Origin of the sequence: Robertmurraya sp. DFI.2.37 (genome assembly GCF_029211245.1) — a bacterium.
GTDB lineage: Bacteria > Bacillota > Bacilli > Bacillales > Cytobacillaceae > Robertmurraya > Robertmurraya methanolica_A.
The window spans coordinates 35,321-58,337 of the sequence record NZ_JARGEJ010000003.1; the positions used below are offsets into that span (position 1 = coordinate 35,321).

Below are 23,017 nucleotides of genomic sequence, written 5' to 3' on the forward strand. Positions count from 1 at the left end.
AAAAGAGCATTTAAATGCTCTTTTTGTTTGGAAAAAATTCCTCTTTGTCAATATAATTAGAAATTAATACTCTCTCTGGAAATGTATAAACATTCAAAGATTGCCCCCTAATAAAGCCAATCGTCGTAATGCCTAACTGCTCCGCTAGCTCTATAGCTAATTCGGTTGGTGCTGACTTGGAAAGAATGATTTCACATCCAATTTTCGCAACCTTTATCAAAATTTCAGAAGAAACTCTGCCACTGAAGACCAAAATTTTATCGCGAATGGTAAGCTTATTTTTCATGCAGTGGCCATAGATTTTATCTAAAGCATTATGGCGGCCAATATCCATTCTCGTTAAAATAAACCCGTTTTGATCACAAAGTGCCGCATTATGAACTCCACCTGTTTGCTGAAAAACTTTCGCAGATTCTTCCATTTTAGCCATAAGGTGAAACACTTTTTCAATTGATAACTTTACTTGAAACTTGTTTACTCTCTTACTTGTTAACGCATCATGAGCAAAAACGAAGCTTTTTCTGCTCGCCCCACAACAAGAATTAATATAGCGTTTATTTTGCAGTTTTTCATAAAAAGGGTTTATTCGTTTTGTTTTAACATGAGCATAGCCTTCATTTTCTTGAATCCACAATTCATCAATATCTTCAAATTTTTTAATTATACCTTCCGAAGCAAGATAACCGATCGTTAATTCCTCCAAATTTTCTGGTGAACAAACTAAAGTAGCCCATTCTTTTCCATTTATTTTTATTGTTAACGGGTACTCTGTTACGATCGCCTCATCCTTAACAATAATTCCTCCATTTTGAAAGCGCAGTGTCTTACGCATGGTTGCGGTCGGCTTCATATCATCGTCCTTTCGTTCACCACTTTATTCCATTGGTTCATATAAATGAAATTTTCGATCCTGTTGACAAGCCTCGCAAACATGCAGATAACCTATTTCTATTTTGTCACTATCCTTTTCAGTAGGATTCCAAACTTCTTCCGTTCCACAGACTTCACAGACTCTCATTTCATATCCTCCCTCTCATTATTTTGAGACGCCAAAGCCAGAATCAATAATAGCTTGTTCAAAATCATGCAAGGAAGCAGCGTTCTCATCAAAGCTTATGATCACTTCCTGACTTCGGAAGCGAACTTCAGCTTCCCGAACGCCCCATACCTCATTTAAGGCTTGAAGTACCTTGTCTGCATCAGCTTGAGAGCTTACACCTTGCAGATTTAGCTTGCCTGTTTCCATTGTAGCCCCCCTCATTCATGCACTTTATTATTCTCCTGTTTAAACGCTTCACCCATTCCATGTAAAAATTCGGTAAGTGTTGTGAGTGACACCAACACCTCTTTCTCTCTTAAACTTGAAGCTAATTTAAACAAACCTTTCTGCTCTCCTGTCTGAACAACATCGAGCATACGTTCAAAGCCAAGATTTAATCCATTTAAAACGGCTTGCAGTTGCTCCGGATGAATTGAACCTGCAAACTGAATCGCTGCCATTCCATTTTTGATAATATTATGAACACCTGGTTGATTCGCTTGCTTCATAGCGATCGCTCCAATATCTTCGCTTTGTTCCAGCATTGACTTCGCTGCTTCTAGCACACCCATTTCATGCAAGCCCTTAATAATGTCAAGGGTCATCATTAATGCATCCTGATTTGCACTGATGGCTTGAAGCAAATTTGCGAGCGATTCCTTTTGCACCTCTTCAGGATTTGGACTGCTTTTGTTAATTTGCCTGATCGCTTTCGCCATACTTCTCCCCCTCTAATAATTCTGGTATTGGTGTAAAATCAAGCCTGCTCCATTTTTCCTCCACCTTTACGCTAAGTTGAGGAATACGATTACCAAAACGATGATTTACTTTCGGCAATGGCGGCTCGCCCTTTTCCTCTAACACATCCATTTTTACACCCATTTCCTTATAGTTTGGTGTATGTGTAATTTTATCGTGGTAGCTGCTCGTTAAGCGATTCACCGCCTCATAATCTTCACTGGAGTTCATTGTCAAATAAATTTCATTGCCCTTCACCCGATCCGTCACCATAACCCTTACCTTTACTTGTCCATAAGGTGAAGTTAAGCGAACTAATGAACCGTCCTCAATCCCCCTTTCCTGAGCCAATTCCGCTGACACATCAAGCCATGGATTCGGAACCTTATAGGTTAATCCTTCTGAACGGTACGTCATATTTCCTTCATGGAAATGCTCAAGCAGACGGCCATTATTTAAGTGAAGGTCATATTCTTTTCCTGCCATAAACGGAGGCGTCCACTCAACTGGATATAGTCTTGCCTTCCCGTCTGGAAAAAAGAAACGCTCTTCGTATAAAAGCGGAGTATCTGTTCCATCCTTTTTCACCGGCCAAACTAAGCTATTCCACCCTTCTAGCCGTTCATAGTTTACTCCAGCAAAGATAGGAGCCAACGATGCTGCTTCTGCCATAATTTCACCTGGGTCCTTATAATTCCAATTGGCCCCAAGGCGATTGGCAAGCTCTTGAAAAATAAGCCAATCCGGTTTTGAATCCCCAAGCGGCTCAAAAGCTTTATGAAAACGTTGAATTCTTCGTTCTGTATTTGTGAACGTGCCGTCCTTTTCAAGACTCGGCGCTGCTGGTAATACAACATCAGCAAATTGCGCTGTTTTGGAAAAAAAGACATCTTGGACAACGAAAAATGCTAACTTTTCAAATGCATCTTGGACGTGATTGGAATTCGAATCAACAATTGCCATATCTTCACCAAATAAGTACATTGCTTTTATTTTTCCATCTTGAATCCCTTCGACCATTTGATGATTATTCATCCCAGGTTTTTCTGGCAAGGACACGCCCCACGCTTTTTCGTAGCGTTCTCTGACGTCTTTATCCTGAACTGGTTCATAGCCAGGATACCAGGCTGGCATTGTACCAAAGTCACATGCGCCCTGAACATTGTTATGACCTCTTAACGGATATGCTCCTGTTCCTTCACGACCATAGTTTCCTGTTACGAGCAATAAATTTGAAATTGCTGTACTCCCATCCGATCCACCTAAATGCTGAGTAATCCCCATTGCCCATAAAATACAAACTGATTTTGCTTCATGAATCATCTCTGCAATTTGAATGATTTCTGCTTTAGATAAGCCTGTAATTTCCTCAGCATATTCCAATGTAAATTTTTCCAAAGAAGCTTTATATTTTTCAACATCATTGACGCGTGATTGTAAAAATTCTTTATCCTCCCAGCCTTGCTCAATCATATATTTCGTGACTGCGGAAAGCCAAACAAGATCTGTGCTCGGTTTCGGATGAATATGTAAATTTGCCCGTTCAGCCAGCTCGTGCTTTCGAATATCTGCCACAATGATTTTTTGACCGTGGAGCTTATGCGCTCTCTTTATTCTGGTCGCTAGCACTGGATGAGATTCAGCCGGATTCGCTCCGATAACGATGATTAGTTCCGACTTCTCAATGTCTCGCATTGTTCCAGAATCACCGCCAATACCAACCGTACGCATAAGTCCTGTTGTTGCAGGAGATTGACAATAGCGCGAACAATTATCAATATTATTTGTTCCCATAATAGAACGGGCAAATTTTTGAAAAATGTAATTTTCTTCGTTTGAACATTTCGAAGAAGCAATATATCCAATTGAATCTGGTCCATGTTCTTCTTTAATTTCCTTTAATTTCGTTGCAATAAGTCCAAGCGCTTCATCCCATGTCGCCTCAACAAACTCTTCTCCTTTGCGGATCAACGGCTTTGTTAACCGCTCTTCGCTATTAACGAAATCCCAGCCAAATTTCCCCTTTACACAAGTAGAGATACCATTAACTGGTGCATCTTCATGAGGTTCAATTTTTAAAATCTTTCGATCCTTCGTCCAAACCTCAAAGCTGCATCCAACTCCACAGTAAGTACAAACAGTCTTCGTTCGCTTAATCCTAGATTTACGCATCGCCGCTTCCACTTCGGAGATCGCAAAAATTTCATTATAACCTGGCTCCACCTCTTTCGTCATATCGATCATCGGCTCTAAAATCTTCGGTGGAATGGCGGTTAAAAAGCCTGCTTCTCCCAACATCGTTTTTTCCATTAGAGCATTACATGGACAAACTGTTACACAATGACCACATGATACACAGGAAGATTGGTCAATTGGGACATCGTTATCCCAAATCACACGAGGACTTTCCCGATTCCAATCAATTGTTAAAGTTTCATTCACTTGCAAATCTTGACAAGCCTCTACACAACGACCACATAAAATACATTGATCAGGTTCATAACGATAAAATGGATGTGAATTATCGGGTGGATATGGCTTCGGCTTAAACTCGTATTTTTGATGTTCAATTTCAAGGTACTCGGCTGTATTATGGACGACACAATTGCCATTATTGTTATCGCAAACGGTACAATATAGTTCATGATTCTTTAATATTCGACTCATCGCTTCGTATTGCGCATCTTTTACAATCTTCGATTGGCTATCCACGACCATTTCTGGTTCTGCCTTCTGAGTACATGCACGAACCATTTCACCATTTGCCTTTACGAAGCAAGTATCACAAGTTTGAATCGAACCTAAATTTGGATGGTAGCAAATACTTGGGATCAGATAATCTTGTGATTTGGCAACATCTAAGATTGTTTGTCCTTCCTTAGCAGGAAACTCCTTTCCATTGATTTGAATTGAAAATGTTTCGTTGTTCATCGTCTACCTCCTTGGTCTCTGCTTGCTTCTAATTTCCAGCAAATTACTGCCTTCCGCCACCGCTGGTTTTAATGTTTCAATGTAGGCAATCCAATACAACGTTCCGACAAAAATTCCACCGCCAATCGCATTGCCTATAAAGACAGGGACAAAATTCCCGATATACTCTGTCCAACTAAAGTATCCGGCAAAAATGGCTGCAGGGATGACAAACATATTAGCAACAACGTGTTGAAAGCCGATTGCCACAAACGCCATAATCGGGAACCAAATAGCTAATATCTTTCCGGCAATATCCTCAGCTCCATACGATAACCATACAGCAAGGCCAACAAGCCAATTACAGCCAATACCAGAGATTAAACTTGCCCAAAAACCCGATTCAACCTTTGCTTCAGCCATGGAAACCGTACTTGACAAATATGGTTCTACTCCAGTCAATCCAATAAGATGGCCAAAGAAAAAAGCAATAAAAATTGAGCCGAGAAAATTACTTATGGTGATCCAAAACCAATTATTAACCAGTTGCTGCAAGCGCACTTTTTTTGCTAAACACGAAATGGAAACAGCCATCATATTTCCTGTTAGCAACTCTCCACCTGCGATGATTAACAGAATCAAACCTACTGGGAAAACGGCCGCACCTATAAAGTTTTTTAACGTTCCCCATTCATCGGGCAAGCCTGCTACCACTCGAATATCTAGCAAATAACCTATCGCAATAAATGCACCGCCAAGAAACCCTAGAACAAGCATGTTTATAAGTGGCAGGTTTGCCTTTCGATTCCCTGCTTCAACAGCTAACTCAGCAATTCGCTGGGGCTGATGAAAACCCATCTCCACCGCCTCCTATTTTGAGATGAAATCTTTATTCATTCTCGTATATCGTTATTAGAATTTCATAAACGAGGAAAAAAATGCATGATGTTGAACAAAATAGGAAATGGATAATTTCAGAAGAAATTGCATGGAAGGAGATAATTTTAAGATGGATAAAGAACTGTTATTTCAACGAATTGAAAATATGATTATTTCATCCACCAAAAGCCCAAAATACATTTCTTTTTCAACGGTAAAAATGGCTGATTTATTTGGGGTAAAGCCAATAGAAATCGAACGCGAGGTGCAAAAGCTTGTTGAAGAAGGCCGCCTGAAAAAAGCACAGCTTAGCGAATTGCCTTCTTATGAGGTTTATATGCTGCCTTCCTAAATTAAAAAAGGGGAACAAAAGTAATCGCCGCTTTTGTTCCCTTTACATGAAGCATAGCTTCTAATTGTATGAATTAGGTGTACTGCCGTTATGGTATAATTTCACTAACTTTTCACCTTTAACCTTTTATGTTCTCTACTGTTAATGTCAATGACGATGACTTGTCCTTTTTAAGAACCATTTTGAGCGACTCCACCACTCTATTAATCTCCTCTTTTGTTGTTTCACGACCTAAACTGAAACGAACCGCTCCCATTCCCACTTTTTCTGTTACACCCATTTCTTTTAATACGGGAGAAAGCTCTATACTACCAGAATGACACGCTGACCCCGTTGATGCTGCCAAATAAGGAATTGCCCTTAAAAGCTCCGCTCCCACTACACCTACAAAACTAACGTTTAACGTATTTGGCAATCGTTCGGTTGGATGTCCATTTAGTTGAACATTTTCAGCGAATTCATTTTTCAATCTTTGCCACAAATAATCGGTCAGCTCTTTAATCATTACATTAGGGTTCTTTGCTAACTCACAGGCTTTTCCTAATGCAACAGCAAGCAATGTATTTTCAGTTCCTGCCCGCAAACCGTATTCATGACCTGCTCCATGAATCAGTGGTTCCAGTTTCACTCCGTCTTTTATATAAAGAGCGCCAATCCCTTTTGGCGCATACAGTTTATGGCCCGCAATCGTTAACATGTCCACCTTTAAATCCTCGACATTCACATTCACTTTACCAATTGACTGGGAGGCATCAGTATGAAAAAGGATTCCATGCTTAGAGGCGATTTCACCAATTTCCTTAATCGGTTGCAACGTTCCAGTTTCATTATTAGCATGCATAATGGAAATTAAAATCGTGTCCGTTGTAATAGCTTTTTCAACTTCCTCAAGCAAGACTCGTCCATCAGAATCGACGCCAACATAAGTGACTCTCGCCCCAAGTCGTTCAAGAAATCGACATGGATTTATGATGGCTGGATGCTCAATTTTTGTCGTAATAATATGATTTCTCTTACCAAGATTCTGAAAATATACTCCTTTAAGTGCAAGGTTATTCGCTTCGCTTCCACCACTGGTAAATATAATTTCATTCTCTCTTGCACCAATCAGATCTGCCACTTGCCTTCTTGCATTGTGCAGCAAATTCTGCACAGGTATACCTGCCCAATGTAAAGCAGATGGATTCCCAAAATAATCCGTTAATAGGGGCTTCATCACTTCAATAACCTCAGGAGCTAAAGGCGTGCTTGCATTAAAATCTAAGTATACCTTTTCCATTGTGAAAACCTCCTTTTTTGTAATTATAACAAAAAAGGAGCACAGCAAAACAAAGCTAGCTGCTTCATTTCGCCATGCTCCCTAATGGAAGCTGTGATCTTACGTAGGTTCAGTCAATGCTGGCTTCCCTATTTTCACTAATGTTTTATTTTTTCCTAATAAAATTGCGATTATGATGAGAAGCATACCTGTAGTAATAAGAAGGATTTCTATCTCAATTAAATCTGCCATTGGACCAAAAATGAGCATGCCCATTGGCATCATAGAAGTGGAGATCATGCCAAACACACCAAAAATCCTACCAAGATAATTTTCTTCAACTTTTTCTTGTATTAACACCATTGTTGGCGTGTTAAAAATCGGCATCGCTACACCGAAAATAGCCATGAAAAGTAAATAAAGTGAGAAGATCGGGACGATTCCAAGCGCAAACGTACAGATGCCCATCAACAGACTAGCAAAAGTCATTGTGTAAACTCTATTTTTAAAGCCGCCCCATGAAGCGATGATTCCTCCCCCAAGCATCATTCCGATTGAAAAGGCAATTTCAATCGCAGTTAATCGCCACACATCATCACCAAAGCTACGCACCACTTGTAATGGAGTCAAAAAAGCTGCAGGTGCCATCAACACGAAGAAAAACGCGAAAAATAAAAAGAAGATCTTTAAAAAACTCGTTTGCTTTATATATACTAAGCCTTCTTTCATATCGCTGAAGTAGCTCGTCGTTTGTTTGACTGCCGCCTTTGCATGAACAGGAATCGAAAAAAATGTGAGCAATGTAAAAATAGCTATTGCTGCTGTAATAACATCAATAAAGAAGATCATTTCAAGAGTCGTCCATGTTAATAATCCCGCACTGACAATAGGCGAGACAAACATAATGATCGCCTGAATACTACCGTTTATTCCATTAACTTTTGTAAGCTGTTCCTTAGGAACGATCTGTGGCAAGATGGCACCAACTGCTGGGGTTTGTACTCCCGTACCGAGCGCTCGAATTGCCGCCATTACAAAAAGAAGCCAAGTCGCTTCATAGCCCAATAAAAACACAAGCGCTAACACAAGGGTTGCAACCGCGATGGATGCATCAGCAGCAATAATCAGTATTTTACGATTAAAACGGTCAGCCCACACTCCAGCAAATGGCGATAAAATAAATGTCGGGATAAAACCGCAAATAATGTAAAGTGTCATCATCATTCCTGATTCAGTCGTTAACGTTATATACCACATAATTGCATATTGGACGAGCGAAGAGCCAAAAAGCGATATCGTTTGACTACTTAAAAATAAAATAATATCTTTTTTCCATTTTTCCATTCGATCACAACCTCTTCTTTCTACAAGGGACTTCTAACTCCAAATTCAAAAATGACTCAATCTTGAAAATTATAGCAGATTTCTTTGAAATAGAAACGGTATATTCATCTACAAAATTCAGCAATAAAAATAATCATCCATTTTGAACGGCTCATGATTATCGATAAGAGCCATCGCGAAAACCTTTTGTCCTTCCTTAATGGAGTTATAAGCTTCGTTCCGGACGTTTACTTTCCAGGGCTGACGGTGGTGAGCCCCCTCGGAGCAGTTGCTTTCTTGTGAGGTCTCACCTGTCCGTAAAAAAAAAACTGTAGGCAATGTCAAAAAGAAAAAAGCCTGGGGAAACTCGTACACCTACGAGTGTCCATACAGGCTGTGTTGCTTATTTGAAGCGACGATTTTTCTATTGAATCACCCTTTTTGAAAACAAATAATTCCTTGACCAGTAGCTATTTTGCATGACATTTTTTGTTATCGCAACACCGAGGGAAGTAGATGCATGAATCATGCTGCCGTCCCCCATGTAGATACCAACATGGGCAACTCTCCCATCACTGTAAGTGTCCCTCAATGTAAAGAACATTAAATCTCCTGCCTGAAGATTAGTAACTGTTGTACCTTTGCTTGCTTGATCTCTCGATACTCTTGGAATATCGATGCCAACTTGTTTAAAGACAAGTTGTGTATAGGATGAGCAATCAAATAATTTTGGTGCTTCCGCTAAAGTAGCACCATATTTGTAACCTGCACCGATGTATTGTTTAGCTGCTTCTAATAATTTTTGTCGTTGCGTGGCAACAGAAGTTCGATTATTATTCTTTACTGGTTCATTTTCTTTTACAGGTTCCATTTCTTTTAAAGAACCACTATTCGGAAGTTTTAATACTTGTCCATCTTTAATAATATTGGATGTTAGATTGTTTACGGCTTTTAATTCAGAAACTGTCGTATGGTGTAAGAGAGAAATGTTCCATAATGAATCACCTGAATGTACAACATATTGCTCAGCTGGTTTTTGTACCTGAATAGAGCCATTTGACTTGTTGAACGTAATATATGAATTAAATAACGCTCCACCTGCATGTAAGGAAATATAGGCTGTCTGATTAATCCAACGCGGAGCCTTAATATTGACATATTCATTTCCTTTCTTCGCTTGTGTTCCTCCCATTGTCGTGCGAATTGTAGTTGAACCATCTGTAACTTCATAGGTTAACGTTTTCTCATCAAACTTTATATAATTGTAACCGAGTATTTTCGCTAGTTGAACGAAAGGTAGATAATATACACCATCCATTTTAATTGGGTTAATCCCATTTACGATTTTGCCATTAATGGCAATACCGGCTGTCGGTACCTGTTCAACTTGTGCATTAGCAGTAATTGTTTCACCTATCGTGATCCCAAGAATAAACATTGCTAAGACTATCATTTTTAAAAATTGTTTTCCCATCTTTGCTCTCCTTTTTGAAGTTTTCTCTGATTAGCGGTTTCACAATTTTTAACATGTATCGTTAGAACTTATTTTTATTCTTGCTATTTCATCATTTTTAAAGACGATGAGAATTCGTAAGCCTTCTAATTTGCATGTAAAGGGTTTAGGAGAATCTGCACCGATTTTAAAAATGGTAAAATTTTGATTGCTCGTAGAAATAGAACTTGTCACGTATTTAACCAAAATTTACATATAGATACTGAATTTGAGAAGTAACATGGAGACAACATTTTTTGAGAGTAAAGACGAAGGTGGACGATTTATTGATTGCCCGTTCTTTATTTGGGACAACGATGGATTTCATATTATTTTTGCAACTATTTGGGTAGGATTACCGTTAATGATCTTGGTCGCTGAGCTTCATTATCATTATGTTGTGATGGAAAAACGTTGGACAAAATCATTTGCCGTTCTTCTCGGTGTCGGAATACCGACCGGAACCATCGCAGGTGTTCATCTCTTCTTATGATAGTCAGACTTGATGGAAGTGATCGAGTAATGCCGTATTGCGACAAAAGGAATGATGTAGTTTTTCATTTTTCTAATAAATAAGGATAAGCTCGATTCATCATCGCTGCCATTTGAGCTCGCGAGATTTTTCCTTCAGGGTTAAATTTAGATTGGGTTGTCCCATTTACAACACCCAATTCGTGTAATGCAACAATCGATTTTAACGCCCAATGGGTAGTTGGAACATCTTTAAATGGATTTTCAATAGTTGGTTGCGGAAGTTTCATGATCCGATCCAAAATGACCGCAAATTGTGCTCTTGTTAGTGAGCGATTAGGAGAAAACGTACGAAATGTTGTCCCCATCATAAGCTTATGTTGTGTGATAGTATCGATTTCAGCTTTTGCCCAATATCCATTGGGAACATCTGAAAATTGTCGAACAGATTCAGATTCCTTAGTAAGTTTAAGTGCGCGGACAATAATTACTGCACATTGCCCTCTTGTCAAAGTGATATCCGGAGAAAAGACATCTGTCTTCGTACCAACCATCCAACCAAGCTGATACATATTTAGTATATCTTTATTAGCCCAATGACCATATATATCTCGAAATAAAAACGGGGATTGAGCCAATCCGAAACCATACAATTGATCTCTTCCACTAACTCCAAGATCGATGGCTGATTTTTGTAATTTTCCTCTAATTTCATCCGTTGATAAGGAAGGATTTGCCTCTTTGATTAGAGCAATAATTCCCGTTACTATAGGTGCAGCCATGCTTGTTCCACTCATATAAACATAATCATTTTGTGGAAAAGCACTTAAGACCATCACACCTGGTGCAGTTAATTCAACTGCTGATCCAGTTGATGAAAAGATAGCTCGTTGATTATTCTCGTCTATTGCTCCGACTCCAATGACAGATTGATAGCGAGCAGGATAAGTAACTGTATCTTCGTCTCCTGCTTTCGTACCCGCGTTACCAACTGATGCCACGACCGTAATATTTTGAGAAACAGCTCGTTCAACGACATTTTGTAACAAAAAAGAAGGTTGGTCTATCCCTAGACTTAAATTAATAATGTCCATTTGATTTTCGATCGCCCAATCAATTGCTGATATGATGGACGATAAATACCCGATCCCTTCATGATTTAGTGCTTTTAACGCATAAATCTTTGAATCATAAGCAACGCCAATAATTCCCTTATCATTTTTCTTTGCTCCAATTATTCCGATAACATGAGTACCGTGTCCATTATCATCTTCAATAAAGTTTGTGTAATTCACAAATGATTTGCCACCGGCAATTAATATGTCTTCATGATTTTGACTAACCCCTGTATCGATAACAGCTATTTTAATCCCTTTTCCAGTAAAGTTACTTCCCCATGCACTTGGACTTATAACTTTATTATTAAACCACGGAACTTGTTCTACCGGATTGACCTCAACCACTTTATCACGTTCAATTAATGTAATCCTTGCATCTTTTTTCAATAATTCAGCATCAGCTTCTGTCAAAAAAGCAGTCACAATTGGCATTTGTTCTAATACATTAATCAATACTCCGTTATATTCGTTTAACACAATATTAATATCGTCCCATTTCTTAAAAAGAAGCAAATAGCGTGTTCGTGGTTGCTGTTCATCGGATAGATTTTCGTTAGACAACTGCTGATATGAACTTAGCTGTGGAACACGTTTCTGATCCTTATCGCTAGAGACACACCCATTTATAAGAAAAAGAGACGCTATCATAAGAACTGATTTATATCGAAAAATATTAGAAACTAACATGGCCAGGAACTTCATTATGCTCTTCACTCCAACCTGTTTTTATTTAGGATAAGTTTAGAGATTTTAAATATGTGTAAATCCTTCTTTTTTTTAAAAAATAAAAAAAGCTTGAACCATTTGCCTATGCAAAGATACAAGCTTTCACTTTTTGATTCTAATTGTTAGTCCATCCAACTTCTTTTTTATGCGAACGAATCGTTTTCTTAAAATAACTTTCCTACTGCCAATAAAATTGCGCCCTTCCAATTAGCGAACTTGAGCAACTCGATTGAGCTGTTCTGCTGATCCGGCAACATGTTCCGTTGCTTCGCCTATTTCTTCCATAACATGAACGAGTTCCTCCATCCTTTCATCCATCATTGCTAAATTACTTTCGTTTTCCCCAACTGAATTGCTTATTAATTGAAATGTTTCCGTTGTATTTTTAGAAGATTCAAACCCCCTTTGAACTGTTCCTTCCACCTTTGTTAGCATCTCCATTACTTTACCCGTGTAATTTTGCGAAGCTTTCACTAAATCTTGAATATCGCCAATCGAATTCTTCGTTTGCTCTGCCAGCTTTCGTACCTCTTGAGAAACAACTGCAAAACCTTTCCCATGTTCCCCAGCACGTGCTGCCTCTATTGCAGAATTCAAAGCTAACAAATTCGTTTGCTCAGCAATCGCATGAACGATTTCTACCACTTTACTGATTTTTTTCGAGGATTCTTCTAACTGAAGGACCGTTTCTCTCATTGAATGTGTGTCCATCTCCATATCCCTCATACTATCTAACAAAGTTGATAATAATGTTTGTCCTCCCCTTACCTCATCATGTATTATTTTCGCCTTTTTATAGCTATCTTCAACAAGCTGATTGACACCATGGCTATTTGAAATAAGCGTTTCACAGAAGCATTCGTTTGTTCGGAAACCGTAATTAGTCCATCACTAACTTCTAAAATACGTTTCTGAAGATCCTTTTGTCCCTCCAAAAAAACCCGCTGGAGTTTTTCATCATTCTCCTGATTATAGGCTTCAAGAACGAGTTGCTGTTCTAAACTTAACAGTTTTGTAACGGCTCCCCAAATCGCTTTAAAGTCCTTTCCTACTATGTTGTCGCTGATTAAATGAAATAACGCATGTTGCAAATTTTGAAAAGCCCCCATATACCAAGATGGATCAAGACCAATACGGTAATGAACCTTCGCAACTACAAGACGATTTTCTATAAACCTTTGATCGACTGTACCATCAAAAAGCTCTATTAAATGCTTTTTCAACGTAGTCCTTAATCTTTCAACACTACTATTTTGTTCTATAATGTTTTTTAAATCAGGGACTTGAAGAATAGTTTCATAAAATTCGTTGACAAGTCCATCAATATGCGTTTCAACTAACGGTTTTACATATGCGACAAAATACAAATCTTCTTTTGAGAGTTTAAGCATTTTGACTTTTTCAGTAACCATCGGATGTGAGACGATTATCCTCTCAGAAATAACTTCTTCATTTTGCCAATAATTCTTTCTCAATGCTTTTTCCTTTCGTTTTTTAAACAAAATCAATCTCCTCCAACTATATTCTCTCTTTATATCTATCTGTCTGTCCTATTCATCATACTACTTTTTTATTCAAATAACAGCAATAATTGATTCAAAAGAACTACTTTTTTACCCTTGACAAGATGTGTATAGTATTTAATAAATGATTCTCTTCACTACCAATGTATTTCAGCAATGATAAAAGACTTGAGAAAAACGGTTCTCTCATAAAATCATGCTTTGTTATACGTCCCTGTTTCTATGAAACTTGTAGAATAAAAAAATCTCTTACCGTTTCATGGAGTCGAAATAAAAAGGGTTGTGAAATTGTGAGGAACCAAAATTGAGCAAAGGCCTAAGATTCATAAACGTTTTACTGCAATGCGATAAAAAAAAGCTCCCTGCTGTCAAGAAATTCGACTGATAGAGACCTTTTCTAAAACATTTCATTATTTATTTTTATAACATTGATGCTTAAAGATTAGTTCATCCAGCCGCTGACTATACTTTAGCGTTTCTGAATTTAACAAGCCGTAATGATGCCCTGATACCATCATTTGTTCTCTTAACATTTCCATATCTTTGAATAAGTCTTCATTCTCTCTTTCTGGATTCACCGCGTTATCCTCCCAAACAACAGCCAACATAATGGAAATTATAGCCTATTTTAAAAAAAAAGAAATTATCTTGTTAAATAATGGAAGAAGTAAATAATAGAATAACGAATCCAGTTTTTAGTGGAAGCAGCACTAATTTGTATCGCTCCATTTCGCATAGTGTTGTATCACTAAGGGAACTCTAAAAAATGGAAAGGAATGAGTACATGAACAAGGATGACATTCAATCCGTATTTGAGCGATGTGCCCTTGGCCATATAGGAGAATCTTTTGCTTACAAGCTTTGGATACAAGGATTTGCCGATGAGCTAGAGGAAGAAGTACTAGAAGACTTTTTATTATGTTTTGATTATAAAGAGGACCCCAGCACGTTTGTTCATGAATTTTTATACCACTTTGCTACATTTACTGTCGTAAGGAAAAGTTTTATTGAAAGTATTGAGAATGGATAGAAGGTGGATGACTCGTCCAAAAAATAAGCTGGCGAGACATCCGAATACCATCAAAATTAGCGAAATACAGTTGCTGGAACATCGAAGAAATTCCACAATAATAAAATAAAACAGAAAGAAATTAGCCATGCAATTGGTGGTTTTTTATAATGGATCAAAAGTACTAAAAACATCACAATATTAAAAATGACAGACCACCATATATTCCAGCCATTGAAATGTTTTAAAAAATGTAATTGAATATCAATGACCTCATTAATTGAATAAAAGAGTACCCACCCTAAAAAATAAAAAAACTGTTTCACTTTGTTATGTTGTGGAAATTTGGCCAGATAAATAAGTACAGTTGCTGGGTACTTAATGTACATAATCAATAAAGAAATATGAGAATTTGTAAAACCGATGCTGCTGTCAAATTGTAAAGGAGTGTACTTCCACATTGGAAAGGAATCAGATAATAGGTATAAGTAAATAAAATCTCCCATTATGAAAAAAAGAATAGTCGAATAATATTTCTCCCAATTTTTCCAGTCTCCCCACTTCCATAAAGCTAACAGCCATACGAAAGCATAGATAATACTACTCATGTATTTACTCCTAATCCAATATTTATTATTTCCATTTTATAACATTTGATTAGAATTGTAAATATTTCCTATGTGAGAGACCTGTAACAGGTAGAAAGTTTTATAAGGTTACCATATTTTCTTTGCCTCTTCCAACTGTTCGTTATGAATCGTTGGTTTTTGCAAGAGCAGTGGACAAATTTTATTATATTCCTTGATTTTTTTGTTAATTTTCTTCAATTCATCAGCATTTTTACAAGATTGAATAAGTGCCGAAATTTCTTTTTGCAGCTTAAGCCACGGTGGTAAATAACCTGCATCCTTTGCTATTTTTTGAAAATGTTGAAAAGTATCCATCTTTAAATACTCTTTCGGAAGAGCTTTTCCTCTCCACTTTTCCTGGTAACGATCTTTCTCACCTGAACGTTCCAGTATATCACCAATCAAATCATTGTACTTCTTTTCCATTTTTGCTCCTCCTCTGTTTAACATCAATAAGATTAATAGCATTAATGAGAGTAGCATGTTATGCTTTTGTGGAAAGCAGACTGAACTATTTAGTAGGTGAACCATTTGGATAAAGAAAAAATCATCGAACGAACAAAAGAATATGTATATAGCGAACTTCATAATGAGGGGAGCGGACATGATTGGTATCATATCGTCCGAGTAACGAACCTTGCAAAAACCATTGCCTCTAAGGAGAGGGCAGATCTCTATATTTGTGAACTGGCTGCCCTTCTCCACGATATTGCTGATGAAAAATTAAACAGCAGCGAATCAGAGGCGCTGCAAAAAGTCAGGCACTGGATAAATTCTGTTGGAGTGGACAGAACTACAGCACAGCAAGTAATTTCCATTATTTCTACGATGTCCTTTAAAGGTGGGAATCAACCAGAAATGACAACCCTTGAAGAAAAAGTGGTTCAGGACGCCGATCGTTTAGACGCAATCGGAGCAATCGGAATCGCAAGAACCTTTGCCTATGCAGGCTCAAAAGGGGACCTTATCTATGATCCAGCACTCAAACCTCGAGAAACTATGACGAAAGAACAATATAGAAACGGGAAATCTACCGCAATCAATCATTTTTATGAAAAGCTTCTGAAACTAAAAGAAACGATGAATACAACCTATGGGAAACAACTTGCTGAAGAACGGCACCGTATCATGGAACGCTATTTGCAGGACTTTTTCAACGAATGGGAGAACGATTGTCCGTAGCAGATAACATTGTTCTTCATCAAGCTGTTCGTGTACAAACAGATGAAATATGGGCTAGATGATGTCTTCCATGCCATGAATACAGTGCTATATTCTGACTGATTGTCACAGCTCCTAGTTCTGGGTGGATAAACACTTTTTGAACATCTTCCATAGTGAGGCTGCGGAGTAAAATGACCATTCGATGATGAAGTGATTCTAGTAGTTTTATAGAAACAGCAACCGGCTCATTACTGTCAGCTAAATTTGCCCATTTATCTTGTTCGTATGGCTTAATCGTTGGCTTATCTTCAGTAATTGCTAATTTAAAACGAATATAAGCATTCAGATGACTATCGGCAAGATGATGAAAAACATGTCTGACTGTCCAGCCTCCTTTCCGATATGGAGTATTAAGTTCCTCTTCTGTTGCATTTACAGCAATTTCTCGTAAAAGCTGCGGCAGCATTTCGATATCATTAATCCAATTGTCAATCTGTTGTTCAGTTATGTCTTGGTTAAGATGAAATTTTCCAATTGGAAATTTTTCGTCCATGCAGATCCCTCCTTAGTATAAATTCAAATCTTCTCCCTCTTCCTCTTGCCTCTTTTTAAACAATAGGTTTAGTTTTTATGTCGCTTTAGATTGCTGACAACTAAAAAAACAAACAACAAATCGTTCGTCTTCTACTTATCTTGTCAACTAAATTCCCTTCAAAAAGACAACTATCATTAATAAGATTATTAAAGCAACTAAGAAAAACGGCCCTAGACCTGAACTAAAGACGATATAAACTTTTATATGCTTAATCGCCAATATGATCAATAATAAAACTAAGAAAAGACCAAGGAGCAGTACGATGGGCATATTTCTGTTTCTTCTCAATAGTCATTCAAGCCCCCTACTGATGCTTATTTTTTCGCATTGGACGTTGACCTCGCCTTAATAATCCTTATGAACAGAAGATCTTGTATTATTCATAAAAAAGCTTTAAGAGCCATGTTTAAAATAAAGAAGAACCTAAGTTCTTTCTTACAAGCATACTGAAAAAATCACTGCAATTACTCCAGACGATTGTACGGTATTTCTCCCTCAAATCATTCCCCTTTGTCATTACTTCAAACCGTCCTCCCCGCCCTCCCTTACTACCAAACAATTCTACCGCCATCTCGCATCCCAGCACTTAGCTTTATGCCATAAAAAATAGTGCATTCTTTTTTTCTAAATGTAAGATAAGGTCAGTTTTTCAATTTCCACACACCATGAGCATATTTCCATCTGGATCTTTGAAAACAAAAAACTGATTATGCTGGATGTCTGTTACAAGCTCAACATCATTCGCTTGCATAAATTCGTAAGCTCTAGCAATGTCGTCAGTAGCAAATTGGATCACTGGCGCATTTAATCTCGGAATCTGTCCATCCTCACTGCGCCACATTGGCATCGTGTCAAGAATTAGCCCTGCTCCGTCCATTTTGGCAACAAACAAATGCTCAAAAAAATCATCACCCTCTTCAATTGCTAAGATCTTGCTGTACCATTCTTTTGCTCGTTTTACATCGGATACTGGAATAAATACTAAATTAATTTTATTTTTTATTGGACTTTTCAAAACCATTCTCCTCCCACTTTCAACGTTTTACGTGCATAAATTTCAACCACTGTTTTTGCTTTAAGTAACTTCTTATGTAGATGAAAAAGGCTAGCGTAGAAATTCCTGCGGCAATAGATGTTATGAGCATATGGGCTGTGTAGATGCCCACACCAATACCAGCAAGACCTAGACACAGCAGCTGAAAAGCTTGCTTTTTAAAATTCTCGTACTGGGTAAATCGAAACGCTCTTCTTTGCTCTAATTCCTTTAATTCTTCTAATTTTTGAGGTGAATCTAAAAAATTGGTAACTGCATGATAGAAACTAAATATTGGACTTGAACGAATCCATTGCCAAACTAATGACCATGAGGAGTGACCATTTTTTCTTAACCATTTCACAAATACAGGCTTTGTTAGCTCAAGAACATCCTCCTCTTGCGCTAGTTGTGCGACAATCCCTTCAATCGTCATAAATGCCCGTCCTAAAAACACAAATCGAGTCGGAACTTGAATAGGTAGCTGTTGAATAAGAGCAGTTATTTCTAATTTTAAAGCAACAATATCAAGTTCAGAAAATTGCTTCGGTTGATACGATAGCATTTCTTCCAATAGCTTTTCAATCGTTTTCGATTCAGCTTCTCGAAGGATAAAGCCCAGTTCGGTCAAACATTGCACTGCCTTACGATAATCCTTTGCCAAGATGCTTTCGATAAGTCCTTGAAAGTAGCTAGCATCCTTATTAGTAATTTCTCCAATCATCCCAAAATCCAACAAAGCAATTTTACCTGTGTTCGTAATCAGGACATTCCCCGGATGTGGATCGGCATGAAAAATACCTGGTTCCAACCATTGTGGCAGAAATAACTCAATTAGCTTTTGTGAAAGTTCACGTCCATAAGCAACATCTCCCACTGATTTAGCCGCTTGAGTAATTTTTTCTCCTTCAATCCATTCCATGACAAGGATTTTCGATGTACTTAATTCTGGAAACAAAGAAGGAATTTGTACATAATCAAATGTCTCAAATCTTTTCTTAAAATAAATCTGTGTTTTCATTTCATGACGGTAATCTAATTCTCGTTCTATCACCTCCTTTAATTCTTGATAAAGAATATCAAAATCGATAAAGCCTTTCGGCAATGGTACAAGATGGTTAGCAAACCAAATAACAATTTTTAATGTACTGAAATCAGTGGTAATAATTGAATCGATATGGGGACGCTTGATTTTAATAGCAACCTCCCTGCCATCATTTAATAAGCCCTTATAGACTTCACCAATAGAGGCAGATGCGACCGCTTCTTTTTCAATCGTTTGAAATCCTGACTCGTATACAGAACCCCATTCATTTTTCAAAATTTTTTCGATGTCATTCCAACTAGATGGAGGAACATGATCAGTCAAATCCTCTATTTGTTTAATAAAAGAGGGAGGAAGGAAATCAGCACGCGTGCTTAAGATTTGCCCAATTTTTATTAGCAGTCCCTCTAGCTCAAATAAAGTTTTTCGAAACTTAATCCCACTTTCTTCCCAAAGCTTGTCCCACTCAGCCGGGCTCTTCTTTCGAATTCGAAACCAGGAAATTTTAAAAAATATTGTAAAAGCAAGAGACAGTATTTTCGACATTCTAACAACCTTATTTTTTGTGGCCATATGTTAACTCCATTGAAATTGATTAATTTAGCTCTTCACAAAAAAAGCTTTGACTCGACTAGTTCCATCCACTAGCAGCCATTGTTTAAAATCTATTAAAAAAACCCTTTTTACACTTTCTGACAAAGCATCCTCAGATAACTTTTTCCAATTTTTCTTTATTTAAATATCTACTGTTTACCTTCGACACTGTTAATCTCGTAACCTCATTTTTCCAATGCTAGATTTAATGAAAAGTAACAATCATCTATGAGGTCTCTGTCCTTTTGATCATAGGCATATAATAGAAGTAAGACGTATGAATATATCGCTTTGAAACGAGCCAATTTTTTTATTTCTTCTTCCCCGTCACCATACGCTTGAAAAAATACATCTCTGCTTTCTGATGGGAGATAACTATATGCAATAGACAAATCAATGGCTGGACTTCCAATATGTGTATCACCCCAGTCGAGAACAGCCGTAATTTTTCCTTCATCATCGACTAGCATATTGCGAAGGTGAAGATCCCCGTGGACAAGCACTTTCTTCTCGTCGACAAATGTATCCTCTACCGTTGTTATAAATTGTAGAAGGGAGCTGTATAACCCATCGCTTAAGCGATTTTCCGTTTTTAAGGAATTGATTCTTTCTATCAAAAGCGGTTTTCTTTTCTTAAGATCCAATCTTCCCAAATTATCATAAGGTATTTGTAGCTTTTCAGCATGTTGAAGCGGAAAGTTATGAAGCTTTCGTAAAAATTCCGCCAAGATTATTGTTGATTTCATTCTTTGCTCTCTTGTTAATTTTTCAGGAATCATTCCGCCAAGGTGTTCATACCCGCTAAATGCCCATGGAAAATCGGATTGTGTTTCCCCAATATATTGTGGTTTTGGAATTTCCAGTGGCAAGCTCGGAGCAATATTCGGCAAGAGGCGATTCTCTATTTTTATTAATTCCCCAGCTATCTCCCTGCGGGGAAATCGAAAAACATATCGATCATTAATTAAAAAAGCGGTATTATCAAACCCTTTTGCAAAAGTGGTCACTTTTAATATCGTTAAATTCGGGAATTGATTTTTAATCAAGAGCGCAGCTTCTTCAGCCGTCATAACCTTTTCAGGATTCCAAAATGCCGCCATTTGCCTCAGCCTTTCTCGTTTTTAAAAAACATTAAATTTTCAAAATTCATCAATATTTTCCTTCATCATATCAATCTTTTTTCATTTATCCTAGCCCTTTTTTATATTTTATTTCACCTTAAAAAACCAACGATAAAACAAGTGTGACGCATAATTCGTCAATCCGATCGTGAGAAAACTCCAATACCATCTCCATTTCACATATTTAATTAAATTCGTATATTTTTCCGCAAGAACTTCAATCCCCGTAAGCAGACCTGTGTAAAAGATATTATAAAATGCCCTGATCCAAAAAGGTTTCTTTTCTGGGTAATATAAATTAAAAAGTGCACAAAAGGCCGGATAAAAAAAATATTCATATGAAAAACTGGACTTATTGACTCTCTTGAAAAGTCTAACTGGATAAATTATGAAGCGATTTTCTACGACTAGTAAACCAAATAACCACGTCATACTTTGTTTAAAAAAGTAAGCTAACAGCGCTTGCCGCATTCGCTGTTTTGGCACAAAAATCAACAAAAGACCAGCTGTAAAAATCCAAATCGTATACAATATCATTTTATCTCTCTTCAATAAAGCCACCTCACTCAAATATTGATACATTTTTTAGCCAGAACTTGTTATAAGTCCATGATGATTTTTGCTCATTTCTTGCAATGGTCTGTAAGACCAAGGCTTCACAAGAAATGAGTTAAAGATCTTTTATCAACATTTCTTTTTAACAAGGCCTTCGCTAAATTTGAATATTTGACTGTCCACCACCGCCTATTCGTTGAATTTATTTGCAAGTTATATTTTGCACCAAAAAATAAGAAAAATTTATTTTTGTAAACAAAATTGTTTTAACCTTATTTTAAATAAAGAAAACAATTGACAATAAACAAACGTTTCTGTATTATGTCTATAATTAAATAAACAAATGAAAGAGTTGTTTACTAAATGGTTGATAACACATTATTTTGGTCAGTTGCCGTAGAGGATCTATCAAAAGGTTATATTTTCAATAAAGCTAGTGATGAATTTATTTGTCTCATTTGTAATGAAAAATTTGAAAACGGAATCATCTATCCAAGTTCATGTGAAGGTATCTACTTTGAAGCAAAAAAAGCGATTACTGAGCATATTCAAAGCGTTCATCATTCAATGTTTGCCTATTTATTAAGCTTGGGTAAGAGGCATACTGGTTTATCAGTTATTCAAAGAGATCTTCTTCATTACTTTTCTCAGGGCATTTCTGACAAAGAAATCGCCCAAAAGCTCGATTCGAGTACATCCACGATTCGAAATCATCGCTTTAAATTAAAAGAAAAAGAGAAGCAAGCGAAAGTTTTTCTAGCACTCATGAAATTGCTAGAAAATAATGAAGTGAAGGAAGAAAATTTTGTAACATTTCATAAGGGGGCAAAAATGGTGGATGAAAGATATGCTGTTACGGAAATAGAGCGTGAGAAAATATTAACCACTTATTTTAAAAACGGACTAGATGGACCTTTAGACACTTTTCCTAGTAAAGAAAAACGGAAATTAATTGTCCTCCAACAAATTTTAACTAAATTTGAAATAGGAAAAAAATATACTGAAAAAGAAATCAATGCAGTTCTTAAACCAATTTTTCATGACTATGTGACATTAAGAAGATACTTAATCGAGTATGGATTTATGGAACGTGCTCAAGATGGGACTACGTATTGGAGATGTACTTAAAATAGATGGAAAGGTTTCATCCTTCCTTTACCTATCCGGAGATCTTAAGTAAAACTTCTCCATTTTCAATAACTTCAGCTTGGAGGAGGTCTGAAGCATGGATCGATTTATTCTTTTAATGCTTGCGAGTATTTTAGCGGGGTTTGCCCTTCTAAGAGTACCTCTAGATGATACTTTTTTAGCAAGTTTAGCTCCTGTTACAACCATTATCGGCGTATTAGCTGTCGTTATCTTTGCGCTTGTTATTATATACAAAGGAGTCATGGCACTCGTTCGTAATTAGTTAATGAATGGGGTCAGTTATCAAAACTGATC

At 37.2% G+C, this 23,017-nt stretch carries 26 protein-coding genes and 1 pseudogene; 6 read left to right on the top strand and 21 right to left on the bottom strand.

Going from position 1 to position 23,017, the window contains the following annotated elements; all coding sequences use genetic code 11:
• Positions 1-10: 10 nt before the first annotated feature.
• The 6 genes from fdhD to PZE06_RS02560 are packed head-to-tail and all read right to left on the bottom strand — an operon-like array spanning position 11 to position 5,545.
• Positions 11-850 (bottom strand): formate dehydrogenase accessory sulfurtransferase FdhD, encoded by an 840-nt coding sequence (gene fdhD / locus PZE06_RS02535; RefSeq protein WP_150913975.1) that lies wholly within the window; start codon positions 848-850, stop codon positions 11-13.
• A 24-nt stretch (positions 851-874) separates the two neighbouring features.
• On the bottom strand, positions 875-1,018 hold the full coding sequence (locus PZE06_RS02540) for a hypothetical protein (protein ID WP_191963134.1): 144 nt from the start codon (positions 1,016-1,018) through the stop codon (positions 875-877).
• An 18-nt stretch (positions 1,019-1,036) separates the two neighbouring features.
• The gene (locus PZE06_RS02545; protein ID WP_150913977.1) at positions 1,037-1,246 is read right to left on the bottom strand and encodes a heavy-metal-associated domain-containing protein; all 210 of its coding nucleotides are present in this window, start codon (positions 1,244-1,246) and stop codon (positions 1,037-1,039) included.
• An 11-nt stretch (positions 1,247-1,257) separates the two neighbouring features.
• Positions 1,258-1,758 (bottom strand): helical membrane plugin domain-containing protein, encoded by a 501-nt coding sequence (locus PZE06_RS02550; protein ID WP_150913979.1) that lies wholly within the window; start codon positions 1,756-1,758, stop codon positions 1,258-1,260.
• The gene (fdhF, locus tag PZE06_RS02555) at positions 1,733-4,708 is read right to left on the bottom strand and encodes a formate dehydrogenase subunit alpha (protein WP_150913981.1); all 2,976 of its coding nucleotides are present in this window, start codon (positions 4,706-4,708) and stop codon (positions 1,733-1,735) included. The genes PZE06_RS02550 and fdhF overlap by 26 nt, the downstream gene beginning before the upstream one ends.
• Before the next feature lie 3 nt (positions 4,709-4,711).
• A complete protein-coding gene (locus tag PZE06_RS02560) occupies positions 4,712-5,545 on the bottom strand; it encodes a formate/nitrite transporter family protein (protein ID WP_150913983.1) in 834 nt (277 codons plus the stop codon).
• Positions 5,546-5,696: 151 nt separating this feature from the next.
• Here PZE06_RS02560 and PZE06_RS02565 point away from each other — a divergent pair, with 151 nt between their 5' ends.
• Positions 5,697-5,918 carry a hypothetical protein gene (locus tag PZE06_RS02565; RefSeq protein WP_150913985.1) on the top strand — a complete coding sequence of 74 codons (222 nt, stop codon included), beginning with the start codon at positions 5,697-5,699 and terminating at the stop codon, positions 5,916-5,918.
• A gap of 118 nt (positions 5,919-6,036) precedes the next feature.
• Here PZE06_RS02565 and PZE06_RS02570 read toward each other — a convergent pair whose 3' ends face one another.
• The 3 genes from PZE06_RS02570 to PZE06_RS02580 all read right to left on the bottom strand — a co-directional run bounded on the left by PZE06_RS02570 (position 6,037) and on the right by PZE06_RS02580 (position 9,973).
• Entirely contained in the window at positions 6,037-7,197 is a 1,161-nt protein-coding gene (locus PZE06_RS02570) for a cysteine desulfurase family protein (RefSeq protein ID WP_150913987.1), read from the bottom strand.
• Between the two features lie 99 nt (positions 7,198-7,296).
• A complete protein-coding gene (locus tag PZE06_RS02575; protein WP_150913989.1) occupies positions 7,297-8,520 on the bottom strand; it encodes an MFS transporter in 1,224 nt (407 codons plus the stop codon).
• 403 nt (positions 8,521-8,923) lie between these two features.
• Complete coding sequence (locus PZE06_RS02580; RefSeq protein WP_150913991.1) at positions 8,924-9,973, bottom strand: C40 family peptidase; 1,050 nt, start codon at positions 9,971-9,973, stop codon at positions 8,924-8,926.
• Between the two features lie 293 nt (positions 9,974-10,266).
• Between PZE06_RS02580 and PZE06_RS02585 the strand changes: the two are divergent.
• Positions 10,267-10,481, top strand: a pseudogene (locus PZE06_RS02585) (cytochrome ubiquinol oxidase subunit I); the annotation flags it as partial.
• A 67-nt stretch (positions 10,482-10,548) separates the two neighbouring features.
• On the opposite strand, the gene PZE06_RS02590 reads toward PZE06_RS02585, so the two are convergent.
• From PZE06_RS02590 to PZE06_RS02605, 4 genes are all read right to left on the bottom strand, one after another.
• On the bottom strand, positions 10,549-12,282 hold the full coding sequence (locus PZE06_RS02590) for a S8 family peptidase (protein WP_150913993.1): 1,734 nt from the start codon (positions 12,280-12,282) through the stop codon (positions 10,549-10,551).
• A gap of 231 nt (positions 12,283-12,513) precedes the next feature.
• Complete coding sequence (locus tag PZE06_RS02595; RefSeq protein WP_191963135.1) at positions 12,514-13,017, bottom strand: methyl-accepting chemotaxis protein; 504 nt, start codon at positions 13,015-13,017, stop codon at positions 12,514-12,516.
• Between the two features lie 68 nt (positions 13,018-13,085).
• Positions 13,086-13,808, bottom strand: coding sequence for a protoglobin domain-containing protein (locus PZE06_RS02600; protein WP_150913997.1), 723 nt, complete (start codon positions 13,806-13,808; stop codon positions 13,086-13,088).
• A 431-nt stretch (positions 13,809-14,239) separates the two neighbouring features.
• The gene (locus PZE06_RS02605; protein ID WP_225310585.1) at positions 14,240-14,407 is read right to left on the bottom strand and encodes a Spo0E family sporulation regulatory protein-aspartic acid phosphatase; all 168 of its coding nucleotides are present in this window, start codon (positions 14,405-14,407) and stop codon (positions 14,240-14,242) included.
• 206 nt (positions 14,408-14,613) lie between these two features.
• Here PZE06_RS02605 and PZE06_RS02610 point away from each other — a divergent pair, with 206 nt between their 5' ends.
• On the top strand, positions 14,614-14,859 hold the full coding sequence (locus PZE06_RS02610; protein ID WP_150914001.1) for a hypothetical protein: 246 nt from the start codon (positions 14,614-14,616) through the stop codon (positions 14,857-14,859).
• A 56-nt stretch (positions 14,860-14,915) separates the two neighbouring features.
• Here the strand turns inward: PZE06_RS02610 and PZE06_RS02615 are convergent, their stop codons facing one another.
• Complete coding sequence (locus PZE06_RS02615; protein WP_150914003.1) at positions 14,916-15,446, bottom strand: CBO0543 family protein; 531 nt, start codon at positions 15,444-15,446, stop codon at positions 14,916-14,918.
• A 108-nt stretch (positions 15,447-15,554) separates the two neighbouring features.
• Positions 15,555-15,893, bottom strand: a complete 339-nt coding sequence (locus PZE06_RS02620) for a DnaJ family domain-containing protein (RefSeq protein ID WP_150914005.1) — start codon at positions 15,891-15,893, stop codon at positions 15,555-15,557.
• 105 nt (positions 15,894-15,998) lie between these two features.
• Between PZE06_RS02620 and PZE06_RS02625 the strand changes: the two genes are divergently transcribed.
• Positions 15,999-16,649, top strand: a complete 651-nt coding sequence (locus tag PZE06_RS02625; RefSeq protein ID WP_150914007.1) for an HD domain-containing protein — start codon at positions 15,999-16,001, stop codon at positions 16,647-16,649.
• 19 nt (positions 16,650-16,668) lie between these two features.
• On the opposite strand, the gene PZE06_RS02630 is transcribed toward PZE06_RS02625, so the two are convergent.
• The 6 genes from PZE06_RS02630 to PZE06_RS02655 all read right to left on the bottom strand — a co-directional run bounded on the left by PZE06_RS02630 (position 16,669) and on the right by PZE06_RS02655 (position 21,571).
• The gene (locus PZE06_RS02630; RefSeq protein WP_150914009.1) at positions 16,669-17,184 is read right to left on the bottom strand and encodes a YfiT family bacillithiol transferase; all 516 of its coding nucleotides are present in this window, start codon (positions 17,182-17,184) and stop codon (positions 16,669-16,671) included.
• A 147-nt stretch (positions 17,185-17,331) separates the two neighbouring features.
• Positions 17,332-17,514, bottom strand: a complete 183-nt coding sequence (locus PZE06_RS02635) for a hypothetical protein (RefSeq protein WP_150914011.1) — start codon at positions 17,512-17,514, stop codon at positions 17,332-17,334.
• Positions 17,515-17,875: 361 nt separating this feature from the next.
• Complete coding sequence (locus tag PZE06_RS02640) at positions 17,876-18,241, bottom strand: VOC family protein (protein ID WP_225310586.1); 366 nt, start codon at positions 18,239-18,241, stop codon at positions 17,876-17,878.
• Positions 18,242-18,260: 19 nt separating this feature from the next.
• Entirely contained in the window at positions 18,261-19,877 is a 1,617-nt protein-coding gene (locus PZE06_RS02645; protein WP_150914015.1) for an ABC1 kinase family protein, read from the bottom strand.
• A 206-nt stretch (positions 19,878-20,083) separates the two neighbouring features.
• On the bottom strand, positions 20,084-20,998 hold the full coding sequence (locus PZE06_RS02650; protein ID WP_150914017.1) for a phosphotransferase: 915 nt from the start codon (positions 20,996-20,998) through the stop codon (positions 20,084-20,086).
• Positions 20,999-21,106: 108 nt separating this feature from the next.
• A complete protein-coding gene (locus tag PZE06_RS02655) occupies positions 21,107-21,571 on the bottom strand; it encodes a CBO0543 family protein (RefSeq protein ID WP_225310587.1) in 465 nt (154 codons plus the stop codon).
• A 366-nt stretch (positions 21,572-21,937) separates the two neighbouring features.
• Between PZE06_RS02655 and PZE06_RS02660 the strand changes: the two genes are divergently transcribed.
• Both PZE06_RS02660 and PZE06_RS02665 read left to right on the top strand, forming a co-directional pair.
• Entirely contained in the window at positions 21,938-22,702 is a 765-nt protein-coding gene (locus PZE06_RS02660) for a DUF2087 domain-containing protein (RefSeq protein WP_150914020.1), read from the top strand.
• Positions 22,703-22,799: 97 nt separating this feature from the next.
• A complete protein-coding gene (locus PZE06_RS02665; protein WP_150914022.1) occupies positions 22,800-22,985 on the top strand; it encodes a hypothetical protein in 186 nt (61 codons plus the stop codon).
• Positions 22,986-23,017: the final 32 nt, after the last annotated feature.